The following is a 25,057-nucleotide window of genomic DNA, read 5'->3' on the forward strand; positions in this document are numbered from 1 at the left end:
GCCCCAAAATGCAGCTCGCTTGCGCTTTTTCTTGACCTGTACTCATACACAAGAACAAATCCGCTATACCGTCGACACCCTCGAGAGTGTCGTCTCAAAATATAGCTAAGGGACTTGCCCAAAAATAAGAGACCTGCTTGCCAACGACTTGCTGTAGGGGTTAACGGCCGCATTCCCCCTACGATTGGTATATTATTTTCCCGCAGATCCCTAAGCGCTCGGAGGGCGTTTTCATTTTGCTCAATTTCTCCGATTGCCACTTCCTTGAGCTACCCCCCTGCCATCTCTTTGTCCAAAGTCCAATTAGCAACGCCGCACACGAAATCCTGCACCGAGATGCTGCCATCGCACAGGAGAGACTCTAAACTCGTGAGGTGCTCTGATTTCATCAGGTAATCGTTTCCCAGAACCTGGCGTTAGATGGCGCGAATTGCCACTTGAGCTTCACTGGCCGACCTGTTGGGACGCAGCTCGACTTTGGGGGGTTCGCTAAAGGCTGAAGTCCCCAGTCGAGAGGCAATTGAAACCCACGGTTTTTTGTCCCGGTTGCGTTTCAAAACGGCGATAGTATGGTAATATCTTATAGCATATGCCATATCAATATTCGGCAGAGTCAATGTACGAGTCAATATCCGCGTCGTTTCCTCATGCGTGATATAAGTCGTTATAAAATGCAACTTCAGTTCGATCGTAAGGAGCGCAACCCAAGAGATGTTTGTAGTTTAGTTCCGTCAATCGATTCTGAAAGTTATTGTAGAAAAACTTTGACTTGTATAGCTCTGACTTAGCGACGCACCGAACGAAATCCCTGATGATAATGCTGCGATCGCATAGAAGGGATTCAGCATTGGTCAGGCAATCGGAATTCATGACGTGCTTGTTTTCCAATAATTGACAATAAATGGCACGAATTACAGTTTTTGCTCTTCTTCAGTCCAGTTACGTCGAAGCTCGATTCTGGATATTTCGCTGAATGCAGAAATTCCAAGCCAAGAGGCTGCAGTAGTCATTGCCATGACTCGCCTAAAGTATTTTATTTTTTTGTCAAAAATAAATATGGCCCGGATCGAGCGACAACTACAAAGTTTGGGTTAGTAGCTCTCGCTCGATCCGGGCTGAAACTGCAAACAACTACGAGTTCTGCGCTGTAGCTCTTTACCGTTTCCCAGTCAGAAAAACTAGCTCAAAGCATTGATGGCGTAATCCAAGTAGGAGTTGGCTTCAACAGCCGGGTCGCCACTGAGACCGTGGTTGGCTTTGATGTACTTGAGGGCTTCAACGTACCAGCTGGGAGACAACTCAAAGGTGCGGTTGATTTCGTCGATTCCAGCGATCAGGTACTCATCCATAGGACCGGTACCGCCAGCAACTAAGCAGTAGGTGACCATGCGCAGGTAGTAGCCGATGTCGCGAGCGCACTTGGCTTTACCTTCAGCGGTAGAAGCATAGTTGGGGCCTTGCATTTGAGTCGTGTAGGGGAACTTGTTGTACACGGCTTGAGCGGCACCATCAACCAAAGTAGAAGCTTTTCCAGTCAGAGCTTTAGCAGCTTCCAAGCTAGCGCTAGCTTGCTTAAAACGACCGAAAGCCACTTGGATTTCGGTGCTGCTGAGGAAGCGGCCCTGGGAGTCGGCAGCGGAAACTGCTTCAGTAATGGGGGTTTTCATCGTTTGTGGTATTTCTCTAAAGGGTTGGCTTTGTCAAAAAAAAGTGAAGTGTTTCACTTCATCAAAAAACTTCGGCAATCGCTTAAGATACCGCAGAAGCAGCGCGATCGAAGTAGGTTCCGATTTCAGACATCAAGCTGCTGCAATCGCCAGGAGTAATTCCATTGGTATCGCCAACGATTGCCAGAGCAGCATCCTTCATTTTCGAGACGCCAGCAGCAACAGAAGCACCGGGAGTTCCCAAAGCCAAATAGGTTTCGCGCAGACCGTTGAGGCAGCGATCGTCGAGGACGCTGGCATCACCGGAGAAGATTGCGTAGGTCACGTAGCGCAAAATGATTTCCATATCGCGCAAGCAAGCAGCCATACGACGGCTGGTGTAGGCGTTTCCGCCAGGAGCGATGAGCTGGGGTTGCTCTGCAAACAAGGCACGAGCGGCGTTGGCAACGATGGTGGACGCATTGCTGGTAATGCGGTTAACCGAATCCATACGCTTGTTGCTGTCGGCAACCATGGCGCTGAGGGCATCGAGCTGAGAGGCGGACAGGTACTCACCCCGCGCGTCGGCTTGGGAAACGACTTTAGTGAATGCGTCGAACATTAGTATCGATCTCCTACTTGATTGAGATTCAAAACTCAAGATGTTTTCTTAAACAGGCATCAGCTCTTTGAGGCAAGCCCACAAGAACTTCAATCCAAACAAGACAGTAGTATCTACCGAAATTCCAGCTTTGCTAAACGTTCTAGCACTCGGGTTAACTTCTAAAAATAAACATGAGAAAAGTTTATGTCTATATGAGAAGCTTATAAATCTCGGTAGTTTGAGGCTTATCTGGATTTTTTACCCTTCCGATCCAATTTATACAACGGGGTCGGGCGTTTATTTGTTACATCTTGTTAAGAATTGGGGCGTTTTCCATCAACTGCCAAAGTATTGTCCGTCAGAACTCAATATTTGTAGGGTTTTTGAGCTTTGAGGGGGACCGATCGCCTTCTTAACTCGATCGACTTATTTTTTAAGATAAATCTACATATAGAAACAATACGTTACGTCAATGCCAAGAAGGAATCGGCTGAATCCCTCACCCCATTGCGATTGTTGGTAACTCATTCTGCTGGTGTGCCACGTGTCAAGGCGATCGATTTCAATGAAATCGACGATCGAACATTCAACATTCTGAACCCGCACTGGCATCAATCGCACGCTCGACATGACGATGGAGAATCACTCTCCATCGCCTACTTTTTATTAGAGACGGACTAAATCCGTTTTTCTAGGTATTGACCAATGGTGTGTTCCTCTCCCGCTCGCGAGATAATCGTTTGACGGGTGCGGTACTGCCGACCGACGAGCTTGATCTCCTCTTCAAACACCGACCCCCCGTATTCCGTTCTCAAACAAAGGCTTTGGGGATTGGGGGAAGATAACAGAGCCGTGACGGGTTTTGAGGTCGCAAAACCGCGATCGCGATATAACGTATCTCCAAAGACGCCGAAAACGGTCGAACCTTTAACTTGTTTGCCTTCCGGACCGCAGTAGTGGCTTTCCCAGGCGACTTTGCTACCGCAGATTAATATCGTATCGTCCTCTAAACCATGAAGCTGGGCTAAATCGATAAGTAAAGGATGTCCTGACTCGATAAACTCAATTTCCAGGAAGCTGACCACCTCTTGAGAGGTTTCTTGTTTAAGGGTGTAATAACGTCGCGTGGACTTCCACTTGCCTGCCGAGCGTTGGAAGATATCGATTGCTAAACTTTCGATCGAGAGTTGCTGAGCTTGAAGGGACGATCCCATATATACCGAACCTCATTTGTGTAGTCTATATCACAATGCGGTAATTTTTATGCAAAATCCGTATTTGTTATTACATATTTTAACATATTCTCCGGAAGCTGACCGAGTGGGGTGTGGGCTGTGGGCAATAGAGAAGCGTTAGAAGAAATGACAAGATCGAAAATCACATCAATTTCTAGACTGAAATCATCAATTTCTCTACTTTTTCCCCCTTATCTCTTTGTTCGCGCCTTAGTTTAATGCAAATCCGCTTCCCACACGGCGAGATAGATGCGATCGTCCTCAGAGCGCTGAATTGTACCTTTGAGGCGATCGCGACGACCGCTGGTAAAATCAAATCGATCGACCTTGCCCCGATATACAGCTGTCAAACCCTTCTCGATTTGGGTTGACAGGTTGTTACTGGTCATATCCTCTAGCGTTCCCGAGAGGATTTCGATATCCATCGATGGATCGAACGTCGCCTCCGTTTGTCGCAATCGTCCCGAACCCGGATCGAACAAATAGCCCAAATCAACCTGTCCCGGAATTTGGTCTGCATATAAAACCGCCTGAGTATTCCCCCACAATCCACTCGACTCGCGGGTAGGTTCTCCCAATGCAAATTCGATCGCCCGGCGCTGGGTTCCCGGCGCAAATCCCGGTATCTCAATGGATGCGTTGGCGGTTCCCTCGAAAGACTCATCCGGGGATGGGGCACTTGCCACTTCCTCTTGCGTCCCCTCGGGCTCTGGAGTCTCCGATTCAGAGACCTCTTCTTCAACCGGTTCTTCAACCCGAACGGGTGGGGCAGTGTCCGATTCCGAGGGGGGTGTGGGGATTGCTTCCTCTTCTTCAGGTGCGGGCGTTGGTGCGACATCCACATCGGGAGTGCGTCGGATGTCCGAAGTTTCCTCCGGAACGGAAGCCTCTGCTTCTGTTTCCGACGGCGCTTCCAAAGGCGGTTCCGGTTCTGTTTCCGACGGCACTTCCAAAGACGGTTCCGGTTCTATTTCCGACGGCACTTCCAAAGGCGGTTCTGGTTGCGTTGACAGCGTCGGTTTGGAAGTCGGCTTGGGAGTTGGTCGCGCCGGTGGTGCAGTTTCCGGCACAGGTTGACTCGAAATTGGTTCGGATGTGGGAGACTCTGGAGCAAATAAAGAACCCAAAAATCCCCCTGCTAAAGCCCATCCCGCACCCAGGAATCCTCCAATAGCCAATCCCCACAGCAAACAACCGGGAATTCCGCCTCGTTTGGGTTGTACCCCGACGGTATTGGAACCCGCAACGGGAGCGATCGCATCGGGAGACGTTATCTTGGGAGATGCCACGGGAACGGTAGGTTTCGTCCCAGGGGAAGGAGCGTTGGGTTGCGTTGGCATTCCTGGAGAGACCGCCACCGTCGGCATCGTCGAAAATCGCTCGGGTTGTCCGGCGTTGGCAATCCCCGCATTGGGAATCCCACTCTGCAACGCCGCCAGCATCTCTTCTGCCGAGGCAAAGCGATCGCGCGTCGAGTGACGAATACTGCGCTCGAGAACTGCCGCCAGGGTCGCGTTCGAGACCGATACATCCTGCCGCCACAGCATTTCCCCCGTTCTTCCATCCTGAGTCAAATCCTGGGGAAACTTACCGCAGAGGGCAAAAATAGCCGTTAGCCCTAAGCTGTAGAGATCGCTGGCGTAAGTGGGATGTCCGGCAGCTTGTTCCGAGGCGATAAATCCGGGAGTCCCAATGACGATCGAGGCTTTGCTACCGACCCCGGCCGCGTTGACCGCTTCTTTCACCGCCCCAAAATCGATGAGCATCGGCACGCCATCACTGGCCCGCAGGATGATATTGTCGGGCTTGATATCTCGGTGGACAATGTGGCGGCTGTGGATGAAATCGAGCACTGGCAGTAGCGACGCGAGAAGCGCCGTCACTTCTGTCTCCGTTAAACGCCCGTTATGGCGCACGGTTTCCGTGAGAGTGCTGCCCTCAACCCATTCCTGCACCAGATAGAATTCTCCCCCCTCTGCAAAATAGGCATATAACTGAGGAATCTGTCGGTGGTGTTCCCCCAACTCCTCCAACACCGCCCCTTCCCGTTGAAATCGCTCTTGTACCAATTGTTGCGTTTGCGCATTTTGAGTGATGGGTTTGAGTTGCTTGATGACGCATCGCCGCTTTGAGGGCATATGGGTATCTTCCGCGAGATAGGTTCGCCCGAACCCGCCTTCAGCGAGGGTTTGCAAAATGCGATAGCGATTGTTGAGGATATTGGCTGCCATAATTCATCGCGCCTCGCGCGCCTGTCAATAAAGATGTAAATAAAAAATGGGATCTCGAAAAAATTTAATCTGTCTTGCTCTAGTTTGACGAAATTTCTCCTAGACTGGCAAAGCGCGAATCGACGATCTCACTGACTCGTCAATTATCGAAGCTAAAGAACGTCAGGCGCGGGATAACAGTTTCCGGTGAGGATGGGGTGACCGGTTGTGGGGTATAGGGTGTCGGGAGAATGGAATTTCATAGAACTGCCTCCGTTGACAAATTTTCCCCAATGTAAAAAGCTCCCTTTCCACACATGAGGCGAATCCACCTCACCGCCCCACCTCTAGACAATCTTTAACCCGAACTGGCGTTAAATCATCCAAGCTAAAGAATTATCGCAAGAATTAGAGGAAGAGGCTCAGAGCTTAAGGAACAATTCAATTGATAGCGCGCAGAGGATCGAGAGATCGACACTCCGCCGTCAGCCAAAAACTTGCCAGACGAAGCTATGGTCTGTCATCAGTTAGCCTGACAATCCAGACGAAGCATCGGTTCTGGCGTTCAAATCGTTTTTGGTTCGCTCTCCATCTAATCCTTGCTCTGAAAGGCTTCTAGTGCTGCTACGCAGAATTAAAAATGCGCGAAACCTTAAAAAGGTTTACTATGCATAGCTTTGGGCGGTTGAGAACTGGGTACTTATTTCTGCCGCGCTGCACTAGCGATCGGCGATCGCCTGACAAGGTTTGATTACTGAGGTTCTGCGTGAGTCACCGCCTTCTTCTGGGCCCCCAGTGTCAGTTTTAGGGCTTTGCCGTAGGGATGCGATCGCGCCGCTTGACGATACACCTGCGAGTTTGCCCCCAGGGTTACCGATTCCCCGTCGCGATCGAAGGCAATTTGATAGTCTACCGTTTTCAATAAGTCCGCAGAATCCGCAATTTCGTTGGGTTTACTGCGCTGTTCGATTTCGTCGATCCCCGGCTTGAGGGGAAGTTGGGGCCACCACAAACCCAGATCGTCCTCTAAAACAGCCCCGTCTGCGGGTTTCTCGCCATTAATGTTGAGTAGAGAATTAGAACCAAACTCTTCGATGCGCCACCGATTTTTTTGGGCATCGCGGTAGTACTTCACCGTCCAAGTATAAGTCGTCAGAGCGGTGGCTTCGTAGCGCGTAACCGTCACATCGCGACATGCCGAAAGTGCCAGTGTTGAGAGGAACCCTAGCATTATCCAACTCAGTTGTCGCCTGGGGAAGCAAAATTTATCTTTCATTTTTGAGCGATCGACCTGGTACGATCGATAACAGATTGCTTGCAGATCTAACCGATCGCTCCTATTATGCCCGAATACCCCCTCGATAACATTGAATCCGTCAGCCCCGATAACGCGAACAAACTCGCCCGAGTTGGGATTACCACGGTTTCTCAACTGTTGGATAAAGGAGCATCGAATATCGATCGGGCGGAGTTAACTCGCATTACGGGAATCGATCGCGACACGATCGTTCAATGCATTGAAATCGGCGAGTTATTGCAAATTAACGGCATCGGTACGGGATACATCAAACTTTTAGAGGCTGCTGGGGTGCATTCGATCGAAGAACTCAAACGTTGCTTTCCCAAAGACCTTCACGAAGAACTCATCCAAATTAACCAGCACCTACAATTAGTGAAGGTACTTCCCACGTTATCAGCCTTAGAATCCTGGATATCCCAAGCTAAAGCTAGTCAAACGTTATCGATTTCCACCCACGAACCTCAATTTCGCTCCACTCAGAACTACAGCGACTGGTCGATCGAATGGGCGGATTAGGGTGAATTTTATTGTAAGCATTTAGCCATCGGCTTTTAAAGACAACAGGTTCGCCTTTTTGGCGATACTCCAGAGAAATCGCGCGCGTTTTATGTCGCGAAGCGAAATTCTTCTATCTGAAATAATCGATTGTTTTTGGTAAACGAATCTGCTTAGATTTCATGTCTTCGAGCTAATTTAAAGCCGAGCGCAAATAGCTAAATGCTTACAATTTGGAAATTCGATCGAATACGGATAAATCCGATGTAAATTTCCCAGCTAAATTATGACAGCCAATGCGTCTTTCGCTTCCGAGGGTCAACTCAGGTTAACGAAGCTGAGGCGGTCGATCGATTGTCGATGGTTTCCGAGTTCTGAAGCTGTCGTAGGAATCCTCTTCGAGCCATTCTTCAATTTTGACGGCATCGATGAGAGTTTGGGCTTCGTTGGCGGAGAGTTCTAACCAATCAAAACTCGGATCGGCGAGCACTCGATCGGCTACCGCAAACATTCCCACTTCTCCCGTGCCACGCAGAACTCGATCGTAGCGATAAAAATATGTAGTCATTGCGTCGTCTTCCCAATTCCGTAAAAATAGCAATTCCCTCAATCTTGTTTAACTCCAGCAAGATAAAAATGAGTGCAGCAATGCAGAATTTTCAGTCTAATCTCGAACTTTCAGAGTCTTCAACGGAGTTTTGGGTCGGTTATTCATGCTGCAACAACGAATCATCCCTAAATCCTTCTATTCGATCGGATTCATCGCTTAAGAGAGTTAACTCAGTTTGAGGTTTCGGTTTTCAATCAGACAAGAGACTCAAGACAGTAGACAAAAAGTCACGAACTTTGAAATCGTAACCTAGCATAAGAAATATCATTGTGTCTCCAAAAATCTCTTATAAAACCTCGAGATTTACACAAATTTTAAACGTCATCTGCGTAAAAATACTAAATTTTTAAAAACAGCCTCAATAAAATTACGGAAGCTTCAATCGACTTCAAGCACAGCATGCGATCGCCAAAGCTTGCCGAACCAAATTGACTCCGGCTGCGACCACTCGTTCGCGCCAAATCCCATCGGCTGGGGCAAAAGCTTCCACCAACTGCTGTTTCGCCCGTTCGTAAGCGGGCTGACCGGGTTCTCCCCACCAGTGAGCGCGATTTTCTGCCCGCAGTGCCTTCACCACCGCGAGTACCGGGTACGTGCCAAATTCTGCCAACAGAAAGTCGTAGCAACATGGGGAAAAAGTATGCCCACACCAGTTCCCCCAACTTCCTCGCGGTTGGTAGGAGGTTCTCCCGGATTGGGAGACTTTCACCACATCCGCGCCAAATTTCGAGGTTAACCATTCCACCCGCGCGGGTTGACTCGATTCTCCCAGATAGAGTTTGTAGGTTCCCTTTTTCCCCAACCCCGTATGTAAGTCGATGTGAACGATCGATTCGGCACCACCAATCCAGCGAGGCAAATTCGCGGCAATAATGTTTTGAGTTTGGGAGGGGCGATCGCCGCCGTAGAATAATCCTTTGGGATAATCGTACTGTCCCACGGGAAGGGTATCTTTGAGGGTCGCGATACCGTGACGCAAGGCGAGGGCAAAGGTTTTTGCAAAGAAGGGATCGATGGCAGACGGGGGCGATGGGGGGTTGAAGAAACGATCCAATTCTCCATAATGAGGGGGACTGCCGGTATAAGCTTCCCCAGGAACGAGAAAGTTGCGATTGAGATCGACGTTATCTTCATTGCACCGTCGCCGCCACGCAAAGCCATAGGGATTAACAGCGTGCAGCAACACGATCGCCGTATCTGCCGCTAGAGGCATCCATCCGGGCAGGTAATGTTGCAAGAGTTCTACCTGCACGGCCGAACCGAAAAAACCTTCTACCCCGTGTAATCCACTCGACACCACGATCGCCCGTTTGGGATGAGCGACCCCCAGCCGCGCCATATCCAGGGTCAAGACCTCTCCACCAGGACCCGTTGCGTCGATGGGATGAGGTTCGAGTTGGCAACCGCAGGCATCTGCGAGATCTCGAAAGCGGCTGCGGGCGCTGAAGTAATCGGGGGAAAACGGGTTGGTTACGTCCGGCACGTTGGTTAATTGGAAGCGGCACTGGCAACAGCAGCCGGTTCGTAAAGGTATTCAAACCAGTTGCCATCGGGATCGCGACCGTAAAACGATGCAGTACCGTCGCGATGTTCGTGAATTTCCGTGAGGCGAACATCCTCGGTTTTGAGCCGTTCGTAAGCGGTCTCGATGGCAGCGCGATCGTCAAAGACAAATCCAAAGTGGGGACCGGCTTGCTTGTAACCGGGACCGAGCAGGGCTAAGCCATCTGTACCAGCTTTGAGATAAGCCCAATCCGCATCTTGCCAAACCAATTCCATTCCCAGCTGTTGGTAAAACACTGCTGATTTGTCAATATCTTTGACACAAATTGCAACGTGTCCGAGTCGTTTTAATTCCATGGTTCGATCGTGATTCTGATTCACCCGCACCCTTCGAGTCGAGCAGTAGAGTCGAGCAAAGTTTGCATCCTATCTAACGCTCGAAGTGCGCGCCCGATGTATAACTACTATAATCCCATTGACCCGATCCGAATTTGGAGCGGCACCCTCATTTGTTGGGGTTCGGGCGATTCATTCGATTTGAGGATCGGCTTTTCGCGCGATCGCCCCCAAGCAATGGGATCGCCGTCAGCCATGCAGGTATCGGAGTCGTGGAATCTTAAACCTTCGTAAACCACCCCCGTGCAAATGTAAATATTGCCGGGGCTATCGAGAGATCAAACGGGCCATCGAGATGGAGCAACAGCAAATCCGGGAAATTCACCCCATCGAACTTTTACATCGATCGCAAATGACAACGGGTCATTTTGCTGCTTATATGGGAGTCTCCGAACGTACGGTGCAGTACTGGATGGGGGGGTCGCGCAACCCCTCTACCCAAGCCCGTCGACTGGCGGCCGAACTCGCAGAAAAATGGGGCTTGCTGGGTACGAGCGAACCGAGTTTGAAAACAGAGATTGGAGGTCTTCGACGAGCGCCGTGACACGATCGGGCTGAAATCGTCGCGATCGCACCCTCGTCCCTAAAGCCCCTAAATATAGCCGTTGCCTAGCTAGCGCGGACACTCGTGAAGGTTAGCTCTCGGGGGCCGAGGGGGGCAACGAGCGCAGGGGGGAAGACTCCAGCCAGATTACACAATTGTTTGGCGTTGTCCGCGCTCAATGTCGCGACCGCTATATTATTTGCCCATAATATTTGCCCAATCCCACGTGACCCGTTCGCAGCGCAATAGACCGGTCACCTTCGATAGCGATCTGAGTTCCTCACTTTCCCGCTCTCGGTCGAGGGTCGGAGTGCCAATGGTTGTTGTACTATTTAGGAGATCGCAACTCCGCTCGAGAGAAGCTCGCCTGAGAACGGGTCGCGACCATCAAGGGGGCAGCGATTCGGCGACGATCGCAGTGGTGCAAAACCCGCTTGATTCCCATCGTCAGTTATCGCAGTCCAGTGCCCCCAAAACTGACCCTTGCGCGATCGACCTCATCCCCACGCCGACATTACAGAAACTTCTTTTCCTGACGAGTGGATGATGTGGAGCCACCCGCGAGCGCGCAATCGATCGTTACTCATCCTCAGCTCTATGACTGAACCCACCTTACCCACCAACCCACCGATCCCCGAAAGCAGTTCGGAGTCATTTCTCACCCGATCCAAAACCGTAACCTTCGCGCAGCTTTGGGCACACTCGGACTGGAGGGCTGGTAGCTTCCGCGCCAAGTGCCTCTTTGGAGTTGCCGCCTTGGTGACTGGAGGTTTTCTCGCGGTGAGTACCCTCAACCCGGCCAAACCCACCAGCACCCTAACCATCAATCCCAACCAGCAGGCCAACGATATGGCACTGCAAAACGCCTGGGCCGGCGAGTATAACAGCCTCACGGATTTTACCCGCGCCACCGTTGCCGCTTGGGACTTAAGCCAAAATCCCAGTCCCGAGCGGATGAGTTTGATGCAGATGGCGATCGAAAACGAAACCCTGCACGCCGCCCAAAGCCTGAAAGCTGAGTTAACCGAACCCGGAAGTAACTGCAACGTCGCCCCCGTGCGACACGAACTCGCCTGTGGAGAAGGCATCATCCAAGCAGAAGTGTTACCGGAAATGTCGGCAGCCATTTCTGGAGACAGTAAGTACGTCCTGGTCGAAATCGATACCGCCACAGGAGAAGAAGTGGGGCGGCGAGACGTCTCGAGTAATGAAGTCGTCAGTGCGAATCTGATTCGCTGGCAAGGTCTCCTGCGGGCGGGGGCTGAATATCCCCGGCGAGAATTTTCCCTCAATTTTGCCCAACACAGCCAACTGGGAACCTTATACCTAGATGGGATCAAAAATCGCCTATCCTTACAAGGAGTTGTGGATTATCTAGGAACTCAGGAATCGGGCAAGCGCTACTGGGATCGAATCAACGGCAATCGGGCCCCAGAAAGCGTCCCTAGCGAAGTCCCCAGCGAGAACGCCATCGAAACCGATGGCACGGATGCCGAAAATGTAAATGGTGCACAGGTGCGTGAAGGTCAAAGCAATGAAGACTAATTTTCCCCTATGGTTGAGTCCGGTTTCCATCGGTGCGGGCATTGTTATGGTGAACGTCGGTAACGTTACCGTTCCCTACACCCCTCCCGATGCGTCTCTGAATACCCTACTCACTGGAGAGCTATTTGTTCCCGCCCAGGTTCCCATTCCCGGCGCACCCCTCATCAAAGGTCTGGGATTTGGCATGGTGGGTTTGGGTTTAGCGCAAATGGCCGCCTATGCCTTTGCCGGGACCTCGGGCACATCCAAGTCGAAAATCGAGTCTGAAATGCCCCTGGCTTTAACGGAAGACCCAGCACCGGTTGCCGCACCGCCGCCGCCTCCCCCGATCGATTCCCCCGTTGAAGCCTTCGCACCCGAACCCATCGCTTCAGAAATGCCTCTGGTCGAACCGGTCATCCGCGAAACCATCACATCAGAAATGCCTTTGGCCGAGCCGGTGTTGCGCGAATTCATCGCTTCAGAAACGCCTTCGGTCGAACCGATCGTCGGCGAAAGTGCCATCCCCGAAATCCCTCAAGCCGAACCGCTCTTTCGGGAAACCGTCACATCAGAAACTCCTTCGGCCGAACCAGTCATCCGCGAAAGTGCCATCCCCGAAACGCCTTCGGTCGAACCGATCGTCGGCGAAAGTGCCATCCCCGAAATCCCTCAAGCCGAACCGATCGTCCGCGAAACCATCACTCCAGAAATTCCGCGAGTTGAGTCCTCGTCAATCCCCTCTCCCCTGCTCCCACTGGGTATCGTCAGCGATATCGTCGAAGCCGTTACCCGCGACGAGTCTTCCCAGCACGCAGCCATCGCATCTTTATCCCGAGGGGGAAAGAGTTACACCCTGCGCGCCATTATCTGGGGCATCGAGCAGATTTACCCCAATGCAACGGTGCGAGTGGTGGATGGTAAAGATTCTGCTGCGGGTTGGCTGGGATTGGAAAAGATGCCCGGTGTCGTGAAACTCGCCGATCGACATTTGCAGCCGGCCCTCGAAGCGATCGACGAAGCCATTTCCCTGCTCGACAACGCCATCGGCACCCGCAACCGCCAGGGCAAAGCTTACTTTGTCTTCGACGAGTGGAACGACATTCTCGATCGCGCCCGACAGCTCGATGCCAACATGAACGGCACTCCCGGCTGGCAAGCCCTTTATCCCGACTTACTCTACAAAATGGGACGGTTGGTGGTGCAAGGTCTCGACTATGGTATTCACCTGATTTTGAGCGTTCGCAGTTGCCGCTGCGAAGAGTTTGGCTTCCCCCCGCAGCTTGGGGAGAATTTCGCCATTGCGGCCCTCGCCCGTCAGGAACGGTACGAAATGCTATCGAGCTTGCTCGAATCCCCCCACTTGCTGCCCGATGCCGCTTGTCGCCAACAGCTGACCGAACAAGCTCAAGAGGCGATCGTTCGATCGCAAAGTGTCAAATGTCCGCTTTTGATGACCGCAGGGGATCGCGCTCGCGTTGAAGAAGTGCCGGATTTAGAGTGGCTCGATTGGGTCGATCTATCGGCATTTTCCGAGGCGCAGACCGACGATGAAGTCGCTCCCAATCAAAAAAATGCGATGGATGTCAAAATGACGGAAACCCCGACCTTAGAGCTAATTGAGGCGGAAGAGCCCATCGATCTCGCCGAAGGAACGTGGGAGAACCCCTTCGAGTCTGGACCCCTCACCCCAGCTGCTGTCGTCGAGACAGAAGACACCACAGGTCCCAAAACTCAAGAGGAGAAGGTTTTCGAGCCAATAGAGACTGATGTATTCGAGCGAATCCAGGAAGCCGTAGCCAGTGGCGAAACCTCCGCCAGTCGTCTGATTAAATCCGTCGTCAAATGCACCGACTCCCAAAAATATCGCACCGTTATCAAGTCGGGATTACAGTCTGGGACGCGCAAATATCGATCGACAGATGTCGTCGCACAATTTCAATCTTATTTAGACAAATAAATGCCCTGACTCTGGTAAGTTAAGGGAGAACCAAAAACTTTGACCTGTCTTCGTGCGAGCTGCCGAATTCCCTGGGATTCGAGACAGTGGTGTGAAGGCTCAAACCGCTCTTTACAACTCCGTACGGTTAGTGCTACATAATTAAGCTTGAGGTATTGGTGGCAAAGACTGAAGATTTGGCGAGCGACTCTGAAAAATCGAAGTCTAGCCTCAAAAACATTCAGTTTTAATTCTGTCGCATCAGCTCGGAAATTCGTACAGACGGCCCATATCCTCCTATTGCCGATTCAAGTGAGGTGAAAGACTCATGCGCAAACCGAAATACGACACGATGGATACCATCGTCCGCCCCGTTCGCGAAGCCGACCCCGAACATTACAGCGATAGCTTCGATACCCCGTGGAAAATCGTGACCGGATTCCTCGGGTCTCTAATGCCCATCGGCGCCAATATTCCCTGGTTGGGCATTCACGGCCGCTGGCGTTTTTGCCCCATGCGCCCTCTTAAATCTTCTGTGATTTACCTGGGGGTTCCTGCCAGCTTTATGTTCTTTGGTGGATGCATGGCCTCGCGAGTGAATCAAAATCCCTTACCCACGGGCAATCCCTTTACCGATGCCGGATATTCCGCTGGCGTCAACTGGATTAACCCCAGCGTCAACGTCGGTTTGCAAACCACCGGTCAAACGGTACAGGTGCTGTGGGATCGCGGAGGAGATGCTTACAAAGCCTCTCTAGTGAATTTGGATAATGCGATTCAAGGGCGTTACACTCCGGTCAACGCCACCCCCGCAAACCCGCAACTGCCCAACCTGACGACTCCCGAAGCAACCGAGCCTCCCATTCCCGGAACCAATTCCCGAGGGGTAACCACGGTTAACTTTTCCACCATCGGAGGTCAGTAGGCCATGAAATTCTCCCCTCTGTCTCTAACCTTAATCGTTGTTGCCCTAGGTCTTCTGGCAGCCGATTTAGCCACCCCCGGTCACGGGGAAGTCTTAGGGAAAGCTGAAGCCGAGCGCTTTGTTGCCGATCTCCTAGAGGGGAGACCCGATGTCTTTGCGACGGAACCCCCGTCGGAAGCCTCCCCTACGGTCGATTCGACCGAGTTTAACGATTCCCAAGGAGCCACCTTGGTAGACTGGAACCGCACCCGTGAGAGTTATTAAAGAACTTTCCCCCGAAAAGCAATGGGAAATCGAGCAAGCCGAACGCGATCGATATCGTCGAGGCGATCTAGTCGCTGCGATGATTTGCTTTCTGGTGATGGCGATCGTGGTCGTCCCCCGCTTTAACAGTTGGGCCGATGCAGCGATCGCCTGGGCGTGGATGGGAACGCCGGGGTTTCGTATGCCCCAGTTGCCTCAAGGGGAAGAACGCCCCCTCAAACGCGGTGATGCCGTTGGTGCTTACGAAGTCTCGGCGCCCTTTCTCCCTTGTCGAGATCCGTCCAAAGGAACCCAAGACTGTCGGACTTGGGAAGGTCGCCCCAGAGCCCATTACGGCGTCGATGTCGCCCTTCCCATCGGCACGCCCCTCTACGTCCCCAGCGATGGTCGTTCCACCCGCGCCGAAATTACCTGTAGCACCTCAGCCGTCGGCGGCAATATGGCACTCATCGAACTTTCCCGCAGTAAGTTCAGTTTCCGCGCCCTGCATCTGGAAAAATGTATGCCGGGAACGAAAACGGCCGGGGAAGTCTACGCCCTCTCGGGAAATACGGGATACAGCACCGGGCCGCACCTGCATTGGGAAGAATACCGGGATGAAGAACTACTCGATCCCAGTTTTCGATATTTAGAACAAACGATTGTCGGTGCCATCAAGTGAATTCATATCAGTGGATTGCAACGGGGTGCGTGAGTTTGACCGTTGCCAGTATTGCCCTAGCCGCGCCTTCGGGTCCCATTCTCCCCGGTCAAGTTCGAGAGCTATTTGCCACCCCCGATAGTTTAGGTAGCCTTGCCATCGGTATGGCAGAAGGAACCCGGACGGTGGATGGGGGGAAAACGGCGATTTGGCGCACCCACATCGATCCGGGAAACGGAGCGAGAAACCAAGGAACGTTTAGCAATCAGGTGGATGGGCGAAATCCCGAAGAGGCCGATCGATTGCAACTCGAACGGGTTCGTAACTTTGCCGGCGAACTCCTCACCGACGAACCCGATTTGACCCCATTGGAACTCCTCGGCGGCGCAGATTTATACAACCAAGCCCCGCGAGCGGCTGCTGTTTATGCAGAACATCTTCAGGACGCGAAAGCAAAAGGGCTAAGTGAGAAAGAAGCGATTATCGAAGCCCGAGTGAACTCCTTTTTTACCCCCGAGGGCAAACTCGACGCGCCAGGGTTGAGGAACGATGTCAGTTTTGTCAAGCACGACCAGGGGCGACGGATGTCTGAAATTGAAAAGGCGCTGAAGCGTTGATATAGATGCTTTGTAGGCAATAAAGTTGGGTGGCTCGATCGAACGAATTTCCAGAACTCTAGAAAAAAGTCGGAACAACGTTGCAGTCGATGCACCCCGAGCGAAAACCTTCCCAGTTCCCAGGAGCTGGATTTTTTTTGCCCGAAGACGCAAAACGTCCGGACGGTAGAAGCAAATCTCAGAAGAATGTAATGGTAGATGCACCCTGATTGATAACCTTCCCAGCTCTGACGAGCTGGGTTTTTTTTGCCAATTTTGAGATGCGATCGCCTTTTTGGAGATGTTCGATTTGCGTCGATCGATAACTTGCGGGTGCGATATCTCAGTGGAATTCCCCCTACTCTATTCTTCCTCCTGCCAATCGTCAACTGCGGTCGAAGGGACAGGGGAGGCTTTGGAGTACAAGGGAGGCAGGGGGAGAGCGAACAATTATCAATGAGTTAGTTGTGACGCTCTTCCTCCCAATTTCCTTATCCCAGAACCTCAAAACTAATTACTTCCAGTACCGGACCAATCATTGCTAGAGTCATCACATCTTCTAAGACTCGACCCTCGACTTTCACCTTCAGATTTGGCTTGAGTAGGTCATTCGGGGCGCTGCCGTCGAGTTCGTAGGTTCCGTCCTCGGCGTTTAAAGCCCAGGTTCCCGTGCCGATTTCGATCCGCTCGATAGTTCCTTCTACTATCATTAACTTGCCTCCGTTGCACTGTGTAGAGAGAGTCGGGCTAAACCGTAACATAGCAGGGAATTAAGCAGCAGGAAGCCTCGGGCCACTGCACCTTCACCCAGCCACAACACTGACGGATCGATCGCCGCACTGACTGCTAAGCACGCCGTCACGCCTAATGTCGTCCCGATCGCAAACCACTTCCATTTCGGCAGTCCCAGGAACAGGGCCACTAAACCCAAAGGAATTAACACGCTGGCAAACAGGGGATTGAGAGCGCTACTACCGCCAATTGCCGTTCCCAATTCGGGAATCGAACTGCCCATGACGCGCATCGGCCATTGGGGTAAGTCGAAGATGTAGAAGCCTTTGAGGAAGAACAGTCCGGAACTCCCAGCAACTAATCCTGTAGCCAGCGGCCAACTCCAACGGAAGAGGAAATAGTTACGCAGGAACCACGCCAGCAGGTAGGAACCCAACACCATCAAGACTTTCGGCAGCAGGGCAACCGCACCGCCGTCGAACCAGAAGCGCAGGTTGAGATAGCCATTTTTACCCAGCCAGCGGAAAAAGTCGCGGAAGGTAATTTGACCTTGTTCGGCCATTTGCACGGCGGCGGCAGCGTCCAGATGTCCGGCACCAAAGTGGTTGAGGGGGTCTTCCGCAACCGGTCGTGCCGATTCCTTCAAAATTTGGGCAATTTCATCGGGATTCTCGATGCCGCTGGCTTTGACGAGGGCGGCAACTCCGGCAACGTGGGGGGAAGCCATACTCGTGCCTTGGAAGGCGGCAAACACGCTATTTCCCGATCGCCCGTCGATGGTATTTTGCAGGATACCTCCCGCTTCGCCATTTTTGGTGTTGCCTCCGGGGGCGGCAATATCGACTCCAGCCCCGAAGTTGGAATAGGGGGCTTTTTCGGCGGAAGAATCGGTCGCAGAAACGCCGATAACGCCTTCGTAGCGGGCGGGGTAACCGGCGGCGTTGCGGTTGGCATTTCCGGCTGCGGCAACGATAACGACCCCTTTATTGCGGGCGTAGGCGATCGCCTCTTTCATCGCAGAACTTTCGCCGCCCCCGCCCAAACTCATATTAATGACATCGGCTTCATTGTCGGCGGCAAATTTAATCGCTTCGGCAATATCGGCCGTGGTTCCGCCACCGCTAGCGCCGAGGACTTTCAGGGGCATGATATTGGCCTGGTAGGCAATGCCAGCAACCCCGTAACCGTTATTGGTGGATTGGGCGATGGTTCCGGCAACGTGGGTTCCGTGGCCGTTATCGTCATTGGCAGCGGCGCGATCGTTGACGAAATCGTAGCCGGGGACAAATTCCGTTTCCTTCAAATCCGGGACTTGGCTGACTCCCGTATCGATGACGGCGACGGTGATGCCTTCACCCTGGGTTTCCTGCCACGCCGATTCGATGTCGATGTTTTGCAAGTTCCACTGCTTGCTGTACATCGGATCGTTGGGGCCTTTGAGGGTGGGATTGGCGATCGCCGTCGAACCTGCGGAGGAGAGGGAATTTTCCCCGATCGGTTCGGGCAGTCCGTAGGTATAGTTGGGTTCGATGTACTCGGTTAAATCGGCGATATCGGATTTGCGGAGTCGATCGAGAAGAAGCCTGTCGCCGCGAATCACGTACAGGCGATCGCCCCCGGAAAATTCACTATTTAACTGAGGACTGACATTATATCGATCGACCATTTCTTGTAGGGTTCGATCGATTTGCGCCATCGGTACGTCTTCCCGGAAATCGAGAACTAACGTATCGTAGGTTCCTTGGGTTGCGAGTCCTTTAAAATTGAACAACGCCCAACCCAAGCCAATACAAAATAAACACGCGAACAAAAATTTTTTCATCGCCACCGACTCCGCATCGCACAATATACAAGGCAAGCATTGAGGGTCGAGAACTCAGTCACCGATCGATTCTTTTCTGGAAAACGAGCGTACTCGACTGGGAAATTTATCGTACTCTAGCCTGCATTATTCATGAGAACATTCTCCAAACAGCCGAAAGACCTCAGTATCAGTCGATTGGCGAGTTTTGCCCCGAGGGCAGTTTGTCATCGAGCGACAATTCCCGAATTCAATGACTGTTAAGGGTTTCAAGCATTTACGATCGGCGTTGTGAATAATCCAGGCTAGACTGCCGACTTCGATCCCTAAATGCCGTCCGTAAAAGTTATATCTAACCTTAGCTCATTTGGGAAAAAACGGAGCTTGGGTGGGTTGTCGGCGATCGCCCTTCACTACAATAGAATCGATCGAATCGATTCCCATTCGCTGCCATGACTCTCGCGAAGCCATCCCTTGCTCTCTTTGGACTGGATGTTGGCGAAAGTACAACGGAGAATAAATTTTTGGGTCGTATCGATAAAAGTACAATAAATTGATATAGCTTCGCCCTTGTATCGGCTAAATTTGAGTATACCACAGCCCTCAAACCCTTGAAACCTCGTTAAAAAAATTCTCGATTTTCCGTAAATTTGGGGTTGAAAACTGGAAAAATTGACCCTCGCGACACAAATTTCGATCGAAATTAGGAGGCAAAGGGCGATCGCCTCTGCAATCAAACAAAATACCCGCTCTCTACACCCCTTCAATTTTGCAGTAAAAGTCAAGGGAACAAAATGTCCGAACGGATTCGATTTCATCTTGAAGAAAGTATCAGTAATACGTCGCCATGTCTGCCCAACTTCCTGCCGAACCAATTGCCAAACTTCCCATCCCCATTCCTCACGATCGCATCGCTCAATTTTGCCAGCACAACCATATCCTCAAACTCTCCTTATTTGGTTCTGTGCTGCGATCGGATTTTCGACCGGAAAGCGACATCGATATATTAGTTGAATTCGAGTCGGGAAAAACGCCGGGATTGAGAATCGTCACGTTACAGGAAGAACTCTCAGAACTGTTGGGAGGGCGAACCGTAGACTTGCGAACGCCGAACGAATTAAGTCGTTATATTCGCGATCGGGTTTTAGCTGAAGCCTGGGTACAATATGTCCGCAATTGACGATCGCACTCGATTACTACATATGCGAGATGCCGCCAGAGAAGCGGTTAGCTTTGTCTGCAATAGTAAGCGAGAAGATTTAGACAATAATCGTATGCTAACGTTAGCCATTGTCAAGGAAATTGAAATTATTGGCGAAGCGGCAAGCCGAGTTTCTGCCCAATGCCAAGCGAAGCATCCTCAACTGATGTGGCGACAAATGGTGGGAATGCGAAATCGTTTGACCCCTGCATATTTTGAAGTCGATTTGGATATTGTCTGGGAAGTTGTTACTCACGACTTACCACCATTGATAGAAGAACTCGAAGTGATTATTGCTTTAGAAACTTAAAATGGAGGCATTTTCATCAGCCCGATCGTTCCTACTCAAAATAGTGCAGAACTTAACCTTCACCAGATCTAGATCGCGGTAAAGTCGATCGCATGACCGTTAAGAATATTTTCGATGCAACCTTCCCTCAAGTTGTTTGGCATTTCCCTACTGGCGTTGCTGCTGTCTCTGGCAGTACCACTATCGGTTCGGGGAGTGGGAATTGACGCAGGGGAGGCGCACACGAGTCAAAATTTAGAAACAGAAGCCGATCGCTTTTTGGAGTTGTGTATCGAGCAATGGCAAACCAGTCAGTATGAAGCGGCGATCGAATCATGCCAGCAAGCATTAGAAATCTATCGGGAAATTGGCGAGGCTCCCGAGGAAAGGCTACGCCAACGCAATGGAGAAGCTCACTCTCTGAATAATTTAGGTATTATTTCCGATCAGATCGGAGAATATGCAAGAGCGAGCGAGCTTTACCAGCAATCTTTGGTAATATTTCAGGAAATCGGCAATCGTTACGGAGAGGCAACTTCTCTCAATAATTTGGGTGTTGCGTACCTTCAGCAAGGAGAATATGTAAGAGCGAGCGAATTCTTTGCTCGCTCTTTGCCTATTGTTCGGGAAATCGGCAATCGTTACGGAGAAAGTAGTATTCTCGGGAACTTGGGTAATATTTACTTCTCTCTTGGAGAATACGAAAAGGCACTCGATTTTTTCCAACAATCTTTGCCCATTACTCGGGAAATTGGAGACTCTAACCGAGAAGCAGATACCCTTAATAACTTGGGCATTGTGTACGCATCCTTAGGACAATACGAAAAAGCACTCGATTTCCACCAACAGTCTTTGGCGATCGAGCGAGAAATCGAAGATCGTCGTGGAGAAAGTAATGCTCTCAGAAATTTGGGCATTGTGTACGAATTCTTAGGGGAATACGAAAGAGCGCTCGATTTCCACCAACAGTCTTTGGTAATCGATCGAGAAATCGGAAATCGCCAAGGAGAAGCCAACTCCCTTGGGAATTTAGGCGTTGCTTACCACCAGCTCAGGCAATACCAAAAGGCGCTCGATTTCCACCAACAGTCTTTGGCAATCGATCGAGAAATCGGAAATCGCCAAGGAGAAGCCAACTCCCTTATGAATTTAGGCATTGTTTACCACCAGCTCAGGCAATACCAAAAGGCACTCGATTTTTTCCAACAGTCTTTGGCAATCTGCCAAGATATCGGAAATCGCCAGAGTGAAGGTGTCGCGCTCAAAAATATCGGTGTTTTGCTAGAAGAACAAAATCAACCGGAGCTGGCAATTCTCTTCTACAAACAATCGATTAATATTGCAGAGTCGATTCGACAAGATATTCAGGGACTCTCCCAAGAACTACAAGACTCTTATCTCGGCACTGTTTCCGAGCGGTATCGAGGTTTAGCCGACCTCCTCCTGAAAAACGATCGCATCCTCGAAGCACAACGAGTCCTCGACTTACTCAAAGTTCAAGAACTCGACGACTACCTCCGCAACGTGCGCGGCAACGAAAATACGAACCAAGGATTACCCAATCTTCCAGCCGAACGAGAAGCCTGGAATCGCTATCAAGCCATCCTCGACAAAGCCGTGGAAATCGGCAAAGAACTGTCCCAACTTGAGCAAAAAGACACCCTCACCCCAGCCGAAGAACAACGTCTGGCCGAACTTACCGACGCACAAGGTCAGATTCGCCAAGACTTCAACAACTTCACCCGTTCCGAGGAAGTCCTGGCATTAGTCACCCAGCGCAGTCCCGAAACCCTCAGCCAAGATTTACTCCTGCGGATGGGAGACTTCAACGGTTTGCAAGATAACCTGAGAAACCTCGAACAAAACGCCGTCCTCCTCTATCCTCTCATCCTGGACGATCGCCTCGAACTCATCCTCACCACTCCCGACTCTCCCCCCATTCGCCGCACGGTGAACGTTAGCAAAGAACAACTCAGCCAAACGATCTTGGACTTCCGACAGGCGATCGTGCGACCGCACCGACCTCTCTCCAACATCCAAACTCCCGCCCAACAACTCTATCAGTGGTTGATCGAACCCCTGGAAAACGACCTAGAAGCCGCGAACGCCGAAACGATTATCTACAGTCCCGACGGACAACTGCGCTACATTCCCCTAGCAGCCTTACACGACGGGGAAAACTGGCTGGTGCAGCGCTACCGCATCAACCATATTACCGCCTACTCCCTCACCGACCTGGACACCGAACCGCAACCGCAACTGAACGTTCTCGCCGGTGCGTTTACCACCGGATTCTACAGCTTCAACATCGGCGAACAAGCCTTTAACTTTTCCGGATTGCCCTTTGCCGGGGTGGAAGTAGAAAATCTCGCCGATACCGTTCCCGCCACCACCCAACTCATCGATACCGACTTCACCCCCGATGCCGTTCCCCAATTTAACCGCTACAACACCATACACCTGGCCACCCACGGCGCGTTTGTGGTGGGAACGCCAGATGAGTCGTTTATCCTCTTTGGCAATGGAGAACGGGTGACGCTGCGGGATATCGCCACCTGGAGTCTGACGAACGTGGATTTAGTGGTGCTTTCCGCCTGCGAAACTGGGTTGGGGGGAAATTTAGGAAATGGGGAGGAGATTCTCGGTTTAGGCTACCAAATCCAATCGGCCGGAGCAAGAGCGGCGATCGCCTCGTTGTGGATTGTTGATGATGGGGGAACCCAAGTGCTGATGAATGCCTTTTACAGCGGATTGCAGCAGAATATGACCAAGGCGGAGGCGCTGCGGCAGGCACAAATGGCACTAGTTACCGGAAATTATAGCGCCGTTGGGGATTCGCGGGGAGATGCGATCGAACTTGTATTCGCCGAAAGTTTGCCGTCGGAGGTTGGACAACGTTTGAGTCACCCCTACTACTGGGCCCCGTTTATTCTGATTGGTAATGGGTTGTAGTCGCGTTTTCCTTACCCATTGCTTGAAGTTTTAGTGGGTGTCGGTGGGCAGTTGAGCATTGATACAAAGGTTAAATTTCGATCGTCACAACTGCCCACCCTACGACTTGCTGGTTGAGATGGGCTTGCAAACACGAGTTTTAGTCAGTAATTATTGATTTTTGTCAATAATTTTTTATAAAATTTAATGCAGTTGATTTAATCCGCGATCGCCCGTTTATGCTCCTCCAACCCACCCAACGCACCAAACTCGACGAATCCGACGATACCCAATTTTACGACTATCCCCGTTTCGTCACCCACGTTGACGACGGCTTCATCCAACAGCTAACCGACCTGTATCGAGAACGCCTCCAACCCCAAACTCGCATCCTAGATATGATGAGTAGTTGGGTGTCCCATCTTCCCGACGATGTGGAATTTAGCTGGGTGGAAGGACACGGACTCAACGCCGAAGAACTCGCCAAAAATCCGCGACTCGATCGCTATTTCGTCCAAAACCTGAACAAAAATCCCCAACTTCCCCTGGAAGACGAAAGCTTCGATGCCGTCCTCAACACCGTTTCTGTCCAGTATTTGCAGTATCCCGAAAAAGTCTTTGCCGAGATTCACCGCGTTCTCAAACCCGGTGGCATCGCCATTATTAGCTTTTCCAACCGGATGTTCTATCAAAAAGCAATTCAGGCGTGGCGAGATGGTTCCGAAGGCGATCGGGTGGCGTTAGTGAAGCGATATTTTGAAGCCATACCGGGATTCTCCAAACCCGAGACGATCGCCCGCGTTTCTAATGCCCCCAATATCCTCCAATGGCTGGGGGCTGGCGGTGGCGATCCCTTCTACGCTGCGATCGCCCATCGCATTTAGCCGTTCCCTGTCGGGGCGCAAGCATTTGGGCAATGTTTTCGAGAAACAACGACATCTTGACTCTCCAAATGCTTTGCCCACCCGGATTGAGTGCCAAAGTGACAACTGCAGCCGCCTCGCACTCCGGAACGTTTCCCATTTTCAGGCAAAAAAAATCCAGCCCGTATGAGCTGGGAAAGTAAGAATCAGGGTGCATCTACTATTACGATGTTCGGTGGTTTTCAATCGCGATCCGGAACGTTTCCCAATTTTTCGACAAAAAAAATCCAGCCCGTATGAGCTGGGAAAGTATTGAATCAGGGTGCATCTACTATTACGATTTCCGGTGGTTTGCGATCGCACTCCGGAACGTTTTCCAATTTTTCGACAAAAAAAATCCAGCCCGTATGAGCTGGGAAAGTATTGAATCAGGGTGCATCTACTATTACGATTTCCGGTGGTTTGCGATCGCACTCCGGAACGTTTTCCATTTTCAGGCAAAAAAAATCCAGCCCGTAAGAGCTGGGAAAGTAAGAATCAGGGTGCATCTACCATTACGATTTCCGGTGGTTTGCGATCGCACTCCGGAACGTTTCCCGATTTTCAGGCAAAAAAAATCCAGCCCGTATGAGCTGGGAAAGTAAGAATCAGGGTGCATCTACTATTACGATTTCCGGTGGTTTGCGATCGCACTCCGGAACGTTTCCCTTTTTCAGGCAAAAAAAATCCAGCTCTGATGAGCTGGGAAAGTAAGAATCAGGGTGCATCTACCATTACGATTTCCGATACCATCGAACCCCCATCCGGAA

At 51.2% G+C, this 25,057-nt stretch carries 25 protein-coding genes; 12 read left to right on the top strand and 13 right to left on the bottom strand.

The window, feature by feature from the left end:
* Positions 1–269: 269 nt before the first annotated feature.
* The 8 genes from AC2215_RS21990 to AC2215_RS22025 all read right to left on the bottom strand — a co-directional run bounded on the left by AC2215_RS21990 (position 270) and on the right by AC2215_RS22025 (position 6,971).
* Entirely contained in the window at positions 270–407 is a 138-nt protein-coding gene (locus AC2215_RS21990; RefSeq protein ID WP_486812180.1) for a hypothetical protein, read from the bottom strand.
* A 9-nt stretch (positions 408–416) separates the two neighbouring features.
* On the bottom strand, positions 417–596 hold the full coding sequence (locus AC2215_RS21995) for a hypothetical protein (RefSeq protein WP_486812156.1): 180 nt from the start codon (positions 594–596) through the stop codon (positions 417–419).
* Positions 597–645: 49 nt separating this feature from the next.
* The gene (locus tag AC2215_RS22000) at positions 646–870 is read right to left on the bottom strand and encodes a phycobilisome rod-core linker polypeptide (protein WP_486812157.1); all 225 of its coding nucleotides are present in this window, start codon (positions 868–870) and stop codon (positions 646–648) included.
* Between the two features lie 308 nt (positions 871–1,178).
* Positions 1,179–1,667 carry a C-phycocyanin subunit alpha gene (cpcA, locus tag AC2215_RS22005; protein WP_486812158.1) on the bottom strand — a complete coding sequence of 163 codons (489 nt, stop codon included), beginning with the start codon at positions 1,665–1,667 and terminating at the stop codon, positions 1,179–1,181.
* Between the two features lie 82 nt (positions 1,668–1,749).
* Complete coding sequence (gene cpcB, locus AC2215_RS22010) at positions 1,750–2,268, bottom strand: C-phycocyanin subunit beta (protein ID WP_486812159.1); 519 nt, start codon at positions 2,266–2,268, stop codon at positions 1,750–1,752.
* A 659-nt stretch (positions 2,269–2,927) separates the two neighbouring features.
* Positions 2,928–3,464 (bottom strand): phycobiliprotein lyase, encoded by a 537-nt coding sequence (locus AC2215_RS22015; protein ID WP_486812160.1) that lies wholly within the window; start codon positions 3,462–3,464, stop codon positions 2,928–2,930.
* A gap of 236 nt (positions 3,465–3,700) precedes the next feature.
* Positions 3,701–5,716, bottom strand: a complete 2,016-nt coding sequence (locus tag AC2215_RS22020) for a protein kinase domain-containing protein (protein ID WP_486812161.1) — start codon at positions 5,714–5,716, stop codon at positions 3,701–3,703.
* Between the two features lie 730 nt (positions 5,717–6,446).
* Positions 6,447–6,971 carry a hypothetical protein gene (locus AC2215_RS22025; protein ID WP_486812162.1) on the bottom strand — a complete coding sequence of 175 codons (525 nt, stop codon included), beginning with the start codon at positions 6,969–6,971 and terminating at the stop codon, positions 6,447–6,449.
* Between the two features lie 66 nt (positions 6,972–7,037).
* Between AC2215_RS22025 and AC2215_RS22030 the strand changes: the two genes are divergently transcribed.
* Complete coding sequence (locus AC2215_RS22030; protein ID WP_486812163.1) at positions 7,038–7,511, top strand: DUF4332 domain-containing protein; 474 nt, start codon at positions 7,038–7,040, stop codon at positions 7,509–7,511.
* 307 nt (positions 7,512–7,818) lie between these two features.
* Here AC2215_RS22030 and AC2215_RS22035 read toward each other — a convergent pair whose 3' ends face one another.
* The 3 genes from AC2215_RS22035 to AC2215_RS22045 all read right to left on the bottom strand — a co-directional run bounded on the left by AC2215_RS22035 (position 7,819) and on the right by AC2215_RS22045 (position 9,960).
* The gene (locus AC2215_RS22035) at positions 7,819–8,058 is read right to left on the bottom strand and encodes a hypothetical protein (protein WP_486812164.1); all 240 of its coding nucleotides are present in this window, start codon (positions 8,056–8,058) and stop codon (positions 7,819–7,821) included.
* A gap of 430 nt (positions 8,059–8,488) precedes the next feature.
* Positions 8,489–9,583, bottom strand: coding sequence for a DUF2817 domain-containing protein (locus tag AC2215_RS22040; protein WP_486812165.1), 1,095 nt, complete (start codon positions 9,581–9,583; stop codon positions 8,489–8,491).
* Positions 9,584–9,588: 5 nt separating this feature from the next.
* Positions 9,589–9,960: a VOC family protein gene (locus AC2215_RS22045; protein WP_486812166.1), complete on the bottom strand. Its 372-nt coding sequence runs from the start codon at positions 9,958–9,960 to the stop codon at positions 9,589–9,591.
* Positions 9,961–10,294: 334 nt separating this feature from the next.
* On the opposite strand from AC2215_RS22045, the gene AC2215_RS22050 reads away from it, so the two are divergent.
* From AC2215_RS22050 to AC2215_RS22080, 7 genes are all read left to right on the top strand, one after another.
* Positions 10,295–10,543: a helix-turn-helix domain-containing protein gene (locus AC2215_RS22050; RefSeq protein WP_486812167.1), complete on the top strand. Its 249-nt coding sequence runs from the start codon at positions 10,295–10,297 to the stop codon at positions 10,541–10,543.
* A gap of 597 nt (positions 10,544–11,140) precedes the next feature.
* On the top strand, positions 11,141–12,088 hold the full coding sequence (locus tag AC2215_RS22055) for a hypothetical protein (RefSeq protein WP_486812168.1): 948 nt from the start codon (positions 11,141–11,143) through the stop codon (positions 12,086–12,088).
* The gene (locus tag AC2215_RS22060; protein WP_486812169.1) at positions 12,078–14,027 is read left to right on the top strand and encodes a hypothetical protein; all 1,950 of its coding nucleotides are present in this window, start codon (positions 12,078–12,080) and stop codon (positions 14,025–14,027) included. Before AC2215_RS22055 ends, AC2215_RS22060 begins: the two co-directional genes overlap by 11 nt.
* Before the next feature lie 307 nt (positions 14,028–14,334).
* A complete protein-coding gene (locus AC2215_RS22065) occupies positions 14,335–14,931 on the top strand; it encodes a hypothetical protein (protein WP_486812170.1) in 597 nt (198 codons plus the stop codon).
* Between the two features lie 3 nt (positions 14,932–14,934).
* Positions 14,935–15,195, top strand: coding sequence for a hypothetical protein (locus AC2215_RS22070; RefSeq protein ID WP_486812171.1), 261 nt, complete (start codon positions 14,935–14,937; stop codon positions 15,193–15,195).
* Positions 15,182–15,856 carry a M23 family metallopeptidase gene (locus AC2215_RS22075; protein ID WP_486812172.1) on the top strand — a complete coding sequence of 225 codons (675 nt, stop codon included), beginning with the start codon at positions 15,182–15,184 and terminating at the stop codon, positions 15,854–15,856. The genes AC2215_RS22070 and AC2215_RS22075 overlap by 14 nt, the downstream gene beginning before the upstream one ends.
* Positions 15,853–16,452, top strand: coding sequence for a hypothetical protein (locus AC2215_RS22080; RefSeq protein WP_486812173.1), 600 nt, complete (start codon positions 15,853–15,855; stop codon positions 16,450–16,452). The genes AC2215_RS22075 and AC2215_RS22080 overlap by 4 nt, the downstream gene beginning before the upstream one ends.
* A 470-nt stretch (positions 16,453–16,922) precedes the next feature.
* Here the strand turns inward: AC2215_RS22080 and AC2215_RS22085 are convergent, their stop codons facing one another.
* Both AC2215_RS22085 and AC2215_RS22090 read right to left on the bottom strand, forming a co-directional pair.
* Entirely contained in the window at positions 16,923–17,141 is a 219-nt protein-coding gene (locus AC2215_RS22085) for a hypothetical protein (protein ID WP_486812174.1), read from the bottom strand.
* A complete protein-coding gene (locus AC2215_RS22090; protein ID WP_486812175.1) occupies positions 17,141–18,985 on the bottom strand; it encodes a DUF5942 domain-containing protein in 1,845 nt (614 codons plus the stop codon). The genes AC2215_RS22085 and AC2215_RS22090 overlap by 1 nt, the downstream gene beginning before the upstream one ends.
* 826 nt (positions 18,986–19,811) lie before the next feature.
* Between AC2215_RS22090 and AC2215_RS22095 the strand changes: the two genes are divergently transcribed.
* The 4 genes from AC2215_RS22095 to AC2215_RS22110 all read left to right on the top strand — a co-directional run bounded on the left by AC2215_RS22095 (position 19,812) and on the right by AC2215_RS22110 (position 24,269).
* Positions 19,812–20,144 carry a nucleotidyltransferase family protein gene (locus tag AC2215_RS22095; RefSeq protein ID WP_486812176.1) on the top strand — a complete coding sequence of 111 codons (333 nt, stop codon included), beginning with the start codon at positions 19,812–19,814 and terminating at the stop codon, positions 20,142–20,144.
* A complete protein-coding gene (locus tag AC2215_RS22100) occupies positions 20,131–20,475 on the top strand; it encodes a HepT-like ribonuclease domain-containing protein (RefSeq protein WP_486812177.1) in 345 nt (114 codons plus the stop codon). The genes AC2215_RS22095 and AC2215_RS22100 overlap by 14 nt, the downstream gene beginning before the upstream one ends.
* Before the next feature lie 114 nt (positions 20,476–20,589).
* The gene (locus tag AC2215_RS22105) at positions 20,590–23,406 is read left to right on the top strand and encodes a CHAT domain-containing protein (RefSeq protein WP_486812178.1); all 2,817 of its coding nucleotides are present in this window, start codon (positions 20,590–20,592) and stop codon (positions 23,404–23,406) included.
* 218 nt (positions 23,407–23,624) lie between these two features.
* Positions 23,625–24,269 carry a class I SAM-dependent methyltransferase gene (locus AC2215_RS22110; RefSeq protein WP_486812179.1) on the top strand — a complete coding sequence of 215 codons (645 nt, stop codon included), beginning with the start codon at positions 23,625–23,627 and terminating at the stop codon, positions 24,267–24,269.
* Positions 24,270–25,057: the final 788 nt, after the last annotated feature.

It is taken from the genome of Zarconia sp. (assembly GCF_057467645.1).

What these genes read in the sequence shown, in the direction of transcription:
- AC2215_RS21995 (WP_486812156.1), bottom strand. Translation starts at nt 596, where the DNA reads ATGGCATATGCTATAAGATATTACCATACTATCGCCGTTTTGAAACGC.
- AC2215_RS22000 (WP_486812157.1), bottom strand. Translation starts at nt 870, where the DNA reads ATGAATTCCGATTGCCTGACCAATGCTGAATCCCTTCTATGCGATCGC.
- cpcA (WP_486812158.1), bottom strand. Translation starts at nt 1,667, where the DNA reads ATGAAAACCCCCATTACTGAAGCAGTTTCCGCTGCCGACTCCCAGGGC.
- cpcB (WP_486812159.1), bottom strand. Translation starts at nt 2,268, where the DNA reads ATGTTCGACGCATTCACTAAAGTCGTTTCCCAAGCCGACGCGCGGGGT.
- AC2215_RS22015 (WP_486812160.1), bottom strand. Translation starts at nt 3,464, where the DNA reads ATGGGATCGTCCCTTCAAGCTCAGCAACTCTCGATCGAAAGTTTAGCA.
- AC2215_RS22020 (WP_486812161.1), bottom strand. Translation starts at nt 5,716, where the DNA reads ATGGCAGCCAATATCCTCAACAATCGCTATCGCATTTTGCAAACCCTC.
- AC2215_RS22025 (WP_486812162.1), bottom strand. Translation starts at nt 6,971, where the DNA reads ATGAAAGATAAATTTTGCTTCCCCAGGCGACAACTGAGTTGGATAATG.
- AC2215_RS22030 (WP_486812163.1), top strand. Translation starts at nt 7,038, where the DNA reads ATGCCCGAATACCCCCTCGATAACATTGAATCCGTCAGCCCCGATAAC.
- AC2215_RS22035 (WP_486812164.1), bottom strand. Translation starts at nt 8,058, where the DNA reads ATGACTACATATTTTTATCGCTACGATCGAGTTCTGCGTGGCACGGGA.
- AC2215_RS22045 (WP_486812166.1), bottom strand. Translation starts at nt 9,960, where the DNA reads ATGGAATTAAAACGACTCGGACACGTTGCAATTTGTGTCAAAGATATT.
- AC2215_RS22050 (WP_486812167.1), top strand. Translation starts at nt 10,295, where the DNA reads ATGGAGCAACAGCAAATCCGGGAAATTCACCCCATCGAACTTTTACAT.
- AC2215_RS22055 (WP_486812168.1), top strand. Translation starts at nt 11,141, where the DNA reads ATGACTGAACCCACCTTACCCACCAACCCACCGATCCCCGAAAGCAGT.
- AC2215_RS22060 (WP_486812169.1), top strand. Translation starts at nt 12,078, where the DNA reads ATGAAGACTAATTTTCCCCTATGGTTGAGTCCGGTTTCCATCGGTGCG.
- AC2215_RS22065 (WP_486812170.1), top strand. Translation starts at nt 14,335, where the DNA reads ATGCGCAAACCGAAATACGACACGATGGATACCATCGTCCGCCCCGTT.
- AC2215_RS22070 (WP_486812171.1), top strand. Translation starts at nt 14,935, where the DNA reads ATGAAATTCTCCCCTCTGTCTCTAACCTTAATCGTTGTTGCCCTAGGT.
- AC2215_RS22085 (WP_486812174.1), bottom strand. Translation starts at nt 17,141, where the DNA reads ATGATAGTAGAAGGAACTATCGAGCGGATCGAAATCGGCACGGGAACC.
- AC2215_RS22090 (WP_486812175.1), bottom strand. Translation starts at nt 18,985, where the DNA reads ATGAAAAAATTTTTGTTCGCGTGTTTATTTTGTATTGGCTTGGGTTGG.
- AC2215_RS22095 (WP_486812176.1), top strand. Translation starts at nt 19,812, where the DNA reads ATGTCTGCCCAACTTCCTGCCGAACCAATTGCCAAACTTCCCATCCCC.
- AC2215_RS22100 (WP_486812177.1), top strand. Translation starts at nt 20,131, where the DNA reads ATGTCCGCAATTGACGATCGCACTCGATTACTACATATGCGAGATGCC.
- AC2215_RS22105 (WP_486812178.1), top strand. Translation starts at nt 20,590, where the DNA reads ATGCAACCTTCCCTCAAGTTGTTTGGCATTTCCCTACTGGCGTTGCTG.
- AC2215_RS22110 (WP_486812179.1), top strand. Translation starts at nt 23,625, where the DNA reads ATGCTCCTCCAACCCACCCAACGCACCAAACTCGACGAATCCGACGAT.